General features: G+C 38.6%; 9 protein-coding genes. 6 read left to right on the top strand and 3 right to left on the bottom strand.

Translation table 11 applies throughout. The features are described 5' to 3' along the window. Positions 1-450 precede the first annotated feature (450 nt). Positions 451-981 (bottom strand): DUF3016 domain-containing protein, encoded by a 531-nt coding sequence (locus L2735_RS17755; RefSeq protein WP_248985979.1) that lies wholly within the window; start codon positions 979-981, stop codon positions 451-453. Between the two features lie 310 nt (positions 982-1,291). Here L2735_RS17755 and L2735_RS17750 point away from each other — a divergent pair, with 310 nt between their 5' ends. Continuing rightward, a complete protein-coding gene (locus L2735_RS17750) occupies positions 1,292-1,618 on the top strand; it encodes a hypothetical protein (RefSeq protein ID WP_248985978.1) in 327 nt (108 codons plus the stop codon). Between the two features lie 124 nt (positions 1,619-1,742). Here L2735_RS17750 and L2735_RS17745 read toward each other — a convergent pair whose 3' ends face one another. Continuing rightward, complete coding sequence (locus tag L2735_RS17745; protein WP_248985977.1) at positions 1,743-2,252, bottom strand: DUF4240 domain-containing protein; 510 nt, start codon at positions 2,250-2,252, stop codon at positions 1,743-1,745. 104 nt (positions 2,253-2,356) lie between these two features. On the opposite strand from L2735_RS17745, the gene L2735_RS17740 reads away from it, so the two are divergent. The 5 genes from L2735_RS17740 to L2735_RS17720 all read left to right on the top strand — a co-directional run bounded on the left by L2735_RS17740 (position 2,357) and on the right by L2735_RS17720 (position 5,647). Then, positions 2,357-2,764 (top strand): hypothetical protein, encoded by a 408-nt coding sequence (locus L2735_RS17740; protein ID WP_248985976.1) that lies wholly within the window; start codon positions 2,357-2,359, stop codon positions 2,762-2,764. A gap of 88 nt (positions 2,765-2,852) precedes the next feature. Further along, entirely contained in the window at positions 2,853-3,650 is a 798-nt protein-coding gene (locus tag L2735_RS17735) for a response regulator (RefSeq protein ID WP_248985975.1), read from the top strand. A gap of 227 nt (positions 3,651-3,877) precedes the next feature. Further along, a complete protein-coding gene (locus L2735_RS17730; protein ID WP_144212622.1) occupies positions 3,878-4,150 on the top strand; it encodes an HU family DNA-binding protein in 273 nt (90 codons plus the stop codon). Between the two features lie 294 nt (positions 4,151-4,444). Further along, a complete protein-coding gene (locus L2735_RS17725) occupies positions 4,445-5,137 on the top strand; it encodes a TorF family putative porin (protein WP_248985974.1) in 693 nt (230 codons plus the stop codon). A gap of 336 nt (positions 5,138-5,473) precedes the next feature. Then, complete coding sequence (locus L2735_RS17720; RefSeq protein ID WP_428848331.1) at positions 5,474-5,647, top strand: hypothetical protein; 174 nt, start codon at positions 5,474-5,476, stop codon at positions 5,645-5,647. Between the two features lie 82 nt (positions 5,648-5,729). Here L2735_RS17720 and L2735_RS17715 read toward each other — a convergent pair whose 3' ends face one another. Next, positions 5,730-7,094, bottom strand: coding sequence for an alanine/glycine:cation symporter family protein (locus L2735_RS17715; protein WP_248985973.1), 1,365 nt, complete (start codon positions 7,092-7,094; stop codon positions 5,730-5,732). Positions 7,095-7,598 lie beyond the last annotated feature (504 nt).

Below are 7,598 nucleotides of genomic sequence, written 5' to 3'. Positions count from 1 at the left end.
ATATTGTTGTGGACTAGGCTCTCGAAGCATGATGATAAACTTGGTTATTATCTGTACTTCTATTAGATCAAAGCCCTAGACGAATGTCTAGGGCTTTGTCAGCAGTCTGAGCAGCCAATGGCTGCTTTTTTATTGGCTGTTGTTTTTAAGCTGTATCAATGATTCCACCAGCTTAATAAACTCAGCTTGCTCCCTAATCAATAGCGATTCATCGTTATTAGGTAAATCGAGTTATATTACATAATTTTCAATACTTTGGTTTTAAAACAGATCTCACGATTAACGACATATTTCTGTCACTTTTCTGCCATAGACTGAAAAATTATTTACAGGCTCAATGTTTTTTATATATTCAATAACAACCAACAAAAAACGGCTTAATCAATAAGCCGTTTTAGATGTGTTATTTCGGGTATCTGAAATTTAATCAATGATAATAACAATCAGTGACTATAACTTTGGCTCAACCGTTTTCTTTAACCAATTCTTTAACATTTCAGACTCATACTGAAAAGGTTTTTGGTTACGAGTAGAGTTCATGCCATACATAAAATTCATATCGACCAATTTTTCATCGCCAGCCATAATCACCTTATCACCTTCAGTGATACTGTAAGTAAAGGTCATTCTTGGTGGGTATAAATCCTTAACGATTCGAAGTTCATTTGCCGTTGTTGCGCCAAATGTTGGGCGTAAATCACCGGCTAAATCAACATCAGACACCTGCATCTCAAGCTTTTGATTTGGCTTGAGGATTTTACCCGCTTCTTTGTTTAAGTTTTCGGTTATGGTGTCAAAGAAACGCTGTTGAAAGCGCGACTTTACTTCTGTCGCAGTTTTTAAATCGCGATATTCCTTAGGCTCTTGCCATTCAACTTTAACCACTCCCTCTTCTGTCACTGGATTTGGGACCACTTCTTCATCTGCAATTGCGACATTACACATTAATGCGCCTGCAATAAGTAGATGTTTAACCTTCATATGTCGTCTCCTGGCTGTTTAAATATCTCAAACCTAATTAATGCCATTAGTATAAAAACCTAACCTGTATATCAGCTTAACGTAATGTGATTAATTTTGCTGTAGGAAATCACCTCATTTACATGCAAGGCAAAAACTTAATGGTCAAAATAACATCAACCCCTGTTCAGTTTCTATTCAGCAAGCTTTCGCTAATATACATCCCAAGCAAACGCACAGCCCCATTTAATCACTAAATGATTGCGTCACTGACATTATCGCTCAAGGAAATAGCGCAAAATTAACCTACGTGTATGACTGGAGTTATAATATGAACAAGATCACAACCCAAGCGACTTTATCAACGACTGGTATGACTAAAAAACTGTCTTTAGCTGCAACTTTCCTAGTGGCCATCGTCGCTTCTTCTTCAAGTTTTGCTCATCAATTTGATGTAGATGCTCAAGGTGAACAAGCTATTAAAGAACACCAACAGTTATTGAGCCAGCATATTGCATCAGCTGAGCAAGAATATGAATCCGAACTCAATCAAGACTTTAATAAACAGCTTCAAACGGCTGAAAATAAATTCTTAGACAAAAAATGCGAACAACGCGGAATGGAATTTGATAGCCAATCAGAGGTTTGTGAAGGCTAACCAAAAATTGATACAAAAATGCAGTCACTGATTAAGCAGTGGCTGCATTTTTTATGCGCGAGTTGAAGTTCGACCTTATGTATAAGTAATATAATCAGCTCACTTTCACCAGCAGAAATGACAACTAGAATGGAAAACGATCACTTAATTTAGGGTAATTTTTTCTTAAGTCTTTCTTCTTTGTGCTGAACTTTTTCCCAAGTGGAGTATGTTGTCCAGAGGGGACAAATGGCAGTTCATCGCCGGTTCTATCCTCATATAATTGACCCGCAACTAAATCATAATCTTCTATAAACGGATAGGCTGAGCCATCTTTAGTCGGCCACAAGGCAATATCACCTAAACAATCAGGCTCATTGATCACCTTGTTATACCACTGCTCACCTAATGACAATAAAAAGCCTCTGAATTCAGCAAAAGCATAGTCAGAGTCACAACCCGTGATAATGTAGGCCGCGCCCCAAATAGACCAAGTGTAGCTTCGACGCATTTGTTGACCAAACATTTTGTCAAAGGCTGCTAGGGAGTCATCATCAAGCTGAGTTAGCTTATCTTTTAATGCATCATGGCATTGCTGTTCGGTTTGCTGGGGTTCAGTTCGGGTCACAAGTGACCAAAATTCAGCATCTGTCATTTCATTTTCCTAAATTCTTTTGCAAACAACTCACAAAATTGATTCTACTCGCGTTATTCTACACCACATAAAATCTAAAACCTTATTACCAGTATCTTATCGCCATGAATAAACTCAGCACTGTAAACATTAAACCACCGCGTAGACTTATCATTCTGATGACCTTTTATTTTTTACTGTCCATCTTAGCTCTACTACGTTCTTATTCGATCCAAGGTATTGATCTGTTCACTATCGGCGTCATTCCAGTATTATTTGGTTTAGTAAAACGAACTCAATGGGCGGGTATGGTGTTTAAGATATACTTAGGCATTCAAACGCTTGCAGCTCTAGCTTTAACAACAACTGCTATTATCGCTTATCAAATTACACCTGAAGATGTAAAAGTTGAATTCAATGGCATTAACCTGCCAATTCCAGCAATTGCAATGATTATAGTTATGGTACTTGGTTTTCAATACTGGGTCGCATTTAGCCAAAAAACCAAAAACTACTTGCAACAAGCTTGTTAACAAGTTGAGTTTAAAAAGTATATTCATGGTCTAGCATAGGTTAAAATGGACTCAGTGAGCCTCAATTCAAATAATAAGAAGAAGTAGCATGAGCCATTTATCACCCGGTGAATTATCCATTTTACTGCTAGAACCCTCTGATGTTCAAAGAAAAATCATTACAGCTAGATTGCATCAAGAAGGTGTTGATAGCATTCAAACAGCCTCGAGTATTGCACAAGCGAAAGAGATCATTGCTCGCCATACGCCTGATCTCATTGTCAGTGCATTACACTTTGAAGATGGTGAAGCCATTGAACTTTTAAGCTTTATAAAGCAACAACCCGCTTATAAAGATATTCAATTTATGCTGGTGTCTAGCGAATGTCGCCGTGAACAACTTGAAATATTTAGACAATCAGGTGTGGTCGCCATTTTACCGAAACCCTTTGATGCCGATCATCTTGCAACTGCACTTAATTCCACCATCGACTTAATCAGTAATGATGAATTAGATTTAAGCCACTTTGATGTGCAAGACATACGCACTTTGGTCGTTGACGATAGTAGAATGGCGCGTAACGTGATTAAACGCACTATCGGTAATCTTGGCATTAGAAATATTGTTGAAGCTGAAGATGGCGCTCAGGCGATTGAATTAATGCAGCAACAAATGTTTGATTTGGTCATTACTGATTACAATATGCCAAGTGTTGATGGTTTAGCCCTGACACAATACATTCGTAATGAAAGTCAGCAATCACATATTCCTATTTTAATGGTTTCTTCTGAGGCAAATGATACCCACTTAAGCAATGTTTCTAGTGCAGGGGTCAATGCGTTATGTGACAAGCCTTTTGAACCTAAACTTGTTAAACAGCTCTTGTATCAACTACTAGAAGAATAACTGAGTACAGCTTTTATTGGCATAGGTGACTGTCGCGGCGTATTCAAGGAATTTACAGGCCACTTTCACCAATGAAGAAGCCCAATTGGGTATTTTACGCCTTAAATGTCACCTAAATGCCTTTTAGCGGCACATTTATCGGATAAAAGGCTTTCAAAGCCCCATGGCTTATGGCATGTTAATCTAGTTTTAAATAAACACATCTATGGAAAGCAGAGAATATCAACATGAACAAAAGTGAATTAATTGCAAAAATTGCAGAAAATGCTGAGTTAACTAAAGCTGAAGCGGGTCGCGCACTAAAGTCTTTTGAAGAAACTGTTACTGAAGCCATGAAAAATGGTGACAAGATTTCTATCGTAGGTTTTGGTTCTTTTGAAACCTCAGTTCGTGCCGCACGTACTGGCCGTAACCCACAAACCGGTAAAGAAATTCAAATCGCAGAAGCGACAGTACCAAAATTCAAAGCTGGTAAAACACTAAAAGATAGCGTTAACTAATTTAACAGCTTGAATTATAAAACCTCCTATTCGGAGGTTTTTTTATGCCTAAATTCTCACTTATAACCTAAAAACAGCCGCTTTAGCGCACAAAAAAAGTGCAAGCCCGCATCATATCAATGCAACATTTTTGCTACAAGTCGGTGCAAAAACATCTAAAACACTGATATAGCTAAATTTATAAACATGGCACATCATTAGCAATACTTCATACAGATAAAATCAACATTGAACTTAGCTGCCCGATTATCAAGCAACGAGCTCAATGAATAAGAAAAACTTGAGGGAATGAAAATGAAAAAATCGTTATATAAAGCTATTGCGCTATCAACAGGCTTATTACTCAGTGGTTCTGCTTTAGCAGAAGTAACGGGTAACATTGGTGCGACTTCAAACTATCTTTGGCGTGGTGTAAGCCAAACAGATAACGGTGCAGCTGTTCAAGGTGGCATTGATTACGCGGCTGATTCTGGTTTCTATATTGGTGGTTGGGCTTCAAATGTCGATTTTGGTGATGGTACCACTTATGAATTTGATATTTATGCGGGTTTCGGTGGCAACATTACTGAAGACCTAAGCTACGATGTTAACTACCTTTACTACGCCTACCCAGACTCTCCAGGAAGCGTTGACTTTGGTGAATTAACATTTGGACTAGCTTGGAAGTGGTTAGACGTTTCTTACTCTCATACCGTTAATGGCGGTGATGATATTGCTGCTGAGCCATTAGATTCAAAAGACATGATGTACGCTCAAGCTAACTTAACTTTCCCGTTAACTGAAACATTATCTCTTGGTGTTCATTACGGCTACTCTGATGGTGATGTCATCATGAGTTGGTTCGATACTGACAGCTACTCAGAATACAATGTATCTCTAAGTGCTGATACTGATTATGGTACCGTTTCATTCACTGCATCTGATACTGATTTAGATGAAGATGATGCTAAAATTGTTTTAGGTTACTCATATGGTTTTGACTTATAAGATTTAAATAATTTTTATTATTGATTTATCGTTATGAAATCTTAGTTAAACTATGTAAACGCCACTGATTAAAGTGGCGTTTTTTATTGGCAAAAATAAAATTTTCAATTCTACAATTAAGCAATTATTTAAATAACTGCTACATTCAAATTATATGGCTGATTTAGTGTTCATGCGCATAACCTTATCAGTACATGTTTACCATTTAAACTCGACATTGACGTTGCTGGCACCAAGTAACCTGTGATACTCAGGGCAGATTTACCTTTACGTTTTTACACTTGTTTTAAGGCTAGCCACCTATGGTTAGCCAAGAATGATATAGAGGGTAGAATGATGGCCAATATTACTGAAACCATTCCCAATGACACTGAAATTGAAGCAATGGTCACGCCTAAAAATAAACGTTCAGCAGAAATTATTGAGCGAAAAAGGCAGGTTAAGCGACGTTTAGATGATTATCTAGAACAAGCAGAATTAAGAAGAAATCTAGATGACGAGTTGTTTTAGCTAAAAAAATAGCATGTTGTCTCCAACATGCTATTTAATAAATATCGCTTGAGCCTTTCAAAAATCAACTTAGCGTATATTGTTATCCATTCAGTGCTTGCGCTTTCTGCTTCGCAAAGTACTCACGTGTTAGTGCAAATACCACAGGGCTCAATAATGCGAGCGCAATCAAGTTTGGAATGGCCATCATGGCATTAAGGGTATCTGCCAATAACCAGATAAATTCAAGTGAGCTAACAGCGCCAATAGGTACGACTAGTGTCCACACCAATCTAAACGGTTTTACCACTTTATCGCCAAACAAGTACTGCATGCACTTCTCACTGTAAAAGCTCCAACCTAAGATGGTGGTAAAAGCAAATACCGCTAGCGCGATAGCAACAATATAGTTACCCATAGGCAATGCGTGCGAGAAGGCAAATGAGGTTAATGCAGCGCCTGTCTCACCTGATGTCCAAGCACCTGAAACGATAATCGCCAGACCCGTAATTGAACACACAATAATGGTATCAATGAATGTACCAAGCATGGCAATTAAGCCTTGTTTTACTGGTTCATTGGTTTGCGCAGCAGCATGAGCGATTGGCGCACTACCTAAACCTGCTTCATTTGAAAATACACCACGAGCGACACCAAAACGAATTGCAGCCCAAACAGCAGCGCCAGCAAAACCGCCTTGAGCAGCGACAGGGTTAAACGCACTGTGAATGATTAATTGAAATGCTGCAGGAACTTGGTCGGCATAAACCACTAATACCGCTAAACCTGCTGTGATATAGAATAAGGTCATTAATGGTACTAATTTACCAGCAACATCAGCAATACGCTTGATACCACCCATCAGTACTGCACCAACCAATACCATAAGTACAAGGCCAGTTACCCAGTTTGGCACCCCAAAGTTACTGCTCATGGCATCTGCAACCGAGTTTGTTTGCACCGTATTTCCGATACCAAAGCCAGCAAGTGAGCCAAGTACAGCGAACGCTGTGCCTAACCAAGCCCACTTACTACCTAGGCCATTTTTAATGTAATACATCGGGCCACCGACATGATTACCATTACCGTCTTTTTCACGGAATTTAACCGCCAGAACCGCTTCTGCAAACTTAGTTGCCATACCCACTAAAGCTGTGCACCACATCCAAAACAGTGCACCTGGGCCACCTAAGAAAATAGCCGTTGCAACACCGGCAATATTACCTGTACCAATGGTTGCTGAAAGAGAAGTCATTAAGGCATTAAATGGGCTAATCTCGCCTTTTCCATCTTTATTTGATGTATCACGCCCAGACCATAACAGCTTGAAACCAGTGCCTAATTTTAGGATTGGCATTAATTTCAATCCAATGGATAAAAATAATCCCACTCCTAAAATCATCACCAACATGGGAACGCCCCATACGATGCCGTTAATTGTGTTTACAAATGCTGTCACTTGTTCCATCGAAAACCTCATAATGAGTTAAGTATTTATTGTTATTTTCATTATTGATAGTTGTAGTTATTACTTAAGCTTTAATCTGCAACTATTGCTTCAATTTGCGTAGCGCAATGTGAAGAGAATTCAGATTACCTGCATTAAACACAAATTGGAAACACCAACACGATAATCATCTAAAATTATGCCGTTAACTGTATAAAATCAGCAGATTGATTAGGTTCAAATAATAAAAAAGGCACTACTAATATTGTAGTGCCTTCACAATTTATCTATTAACCTTCTTTTAGACGGGTAGCACGCTAGAGAACCTAGGACTTGCTGATCTTTGCTGGTTTAATTTTGTTCGAGTTAAAAACATTTTGATCGAAGAGAATATATCGCCGCCTAGTCACCTCATCACTAACAAACATGCGCTCGACAAAGAATAAAGCGTTTTTAGCCGCACCTTCGGGCAGTATAAAAAACGGCCCCAACAATACTGATTAATGGTTGCTACATCACCATTCA

The organism is Shewanella olleyana (genome assembly GCF_023283825.1).
Taxonomy (GTDB): domain Bacteria; phylum Pseudomonadota; class Gammaproteobacteria; order Enterobacterales; family Shewanellaceae; genus Shewanella; species Shewanella olleyana.
Note: the sequence above shows the minus strand (reverse complement) of the source record. Positions and strands in the feature narration are given on the sequence as shown.

What these genes read in the sequence shown, in the direction of transcription:
- L2735_RS17755 (WP_248985979.1), bottom strand. Translation starts at nt 981, where the DNA reads ATGAAGGTTAAACATCTACTTATTGCAGGCGCATTAATGTGTAATGTC.
- L2735_RS17750 (WP_248985978.1), top strand. Translation starts at nt 1,292, where the DNA reads ATGAACAAGATCACAACCCAAGCGACTTTATCAACGACTGGTATGACT.
- L2735_RS17745 (WP_248985977.1), bottom strand. Translation starts at nt 2,252, where the DNA reads ATGACAGATGCTGAATTTTGGTCACTTGTGACCCGAACTGAACCCCAG.
- L2735_RS17740 (WP_248985976.1), top strand. Translation starts at nt 2,357, where the DNA reads ATGAATAAACTCAGCACTGTAAACATTAAACCACCGCGTAGACTTATC.
- L2735_RS17735 (WP_248985975.1), top strand. Translation starts at nt 2,853, where the DNA reads ATGAGCCATTTATCACCCGGTGAATTATCCATTTTACTGCTAGAACCC.
- L2735_RS17730 (WP_144212622.1), top strand. Translation starts at nt 3,878, where the DNA reads ATGAACAAAAGTGAATTAATTGCAAAAATTGCAGAAAATGCTGAGTTA.
- L2735_RS17725 (WP_248985974.1), top strand. Translation starts at nt 4,445, where the DNA reads ATGAAAAAATCGTTATATAAAGCTATTGCGCTATCAACAGGCTTATTA.
- L2735_RS17720 (WP_428848331.1), top strand. Translation starts at nt 5,474, where the DNA reads ATGGCCAATATTACTGAAACCATTCCCAATGACACTGAAATTGAAGCA.
- L2735_RS17715 (WP_248985973.1), bottom strand. Translation starts at nt 7,094, where the DNA reads ATGGAACAAGTGACAGCATTTGTAAACACAATTAACGGCATCGTATGG.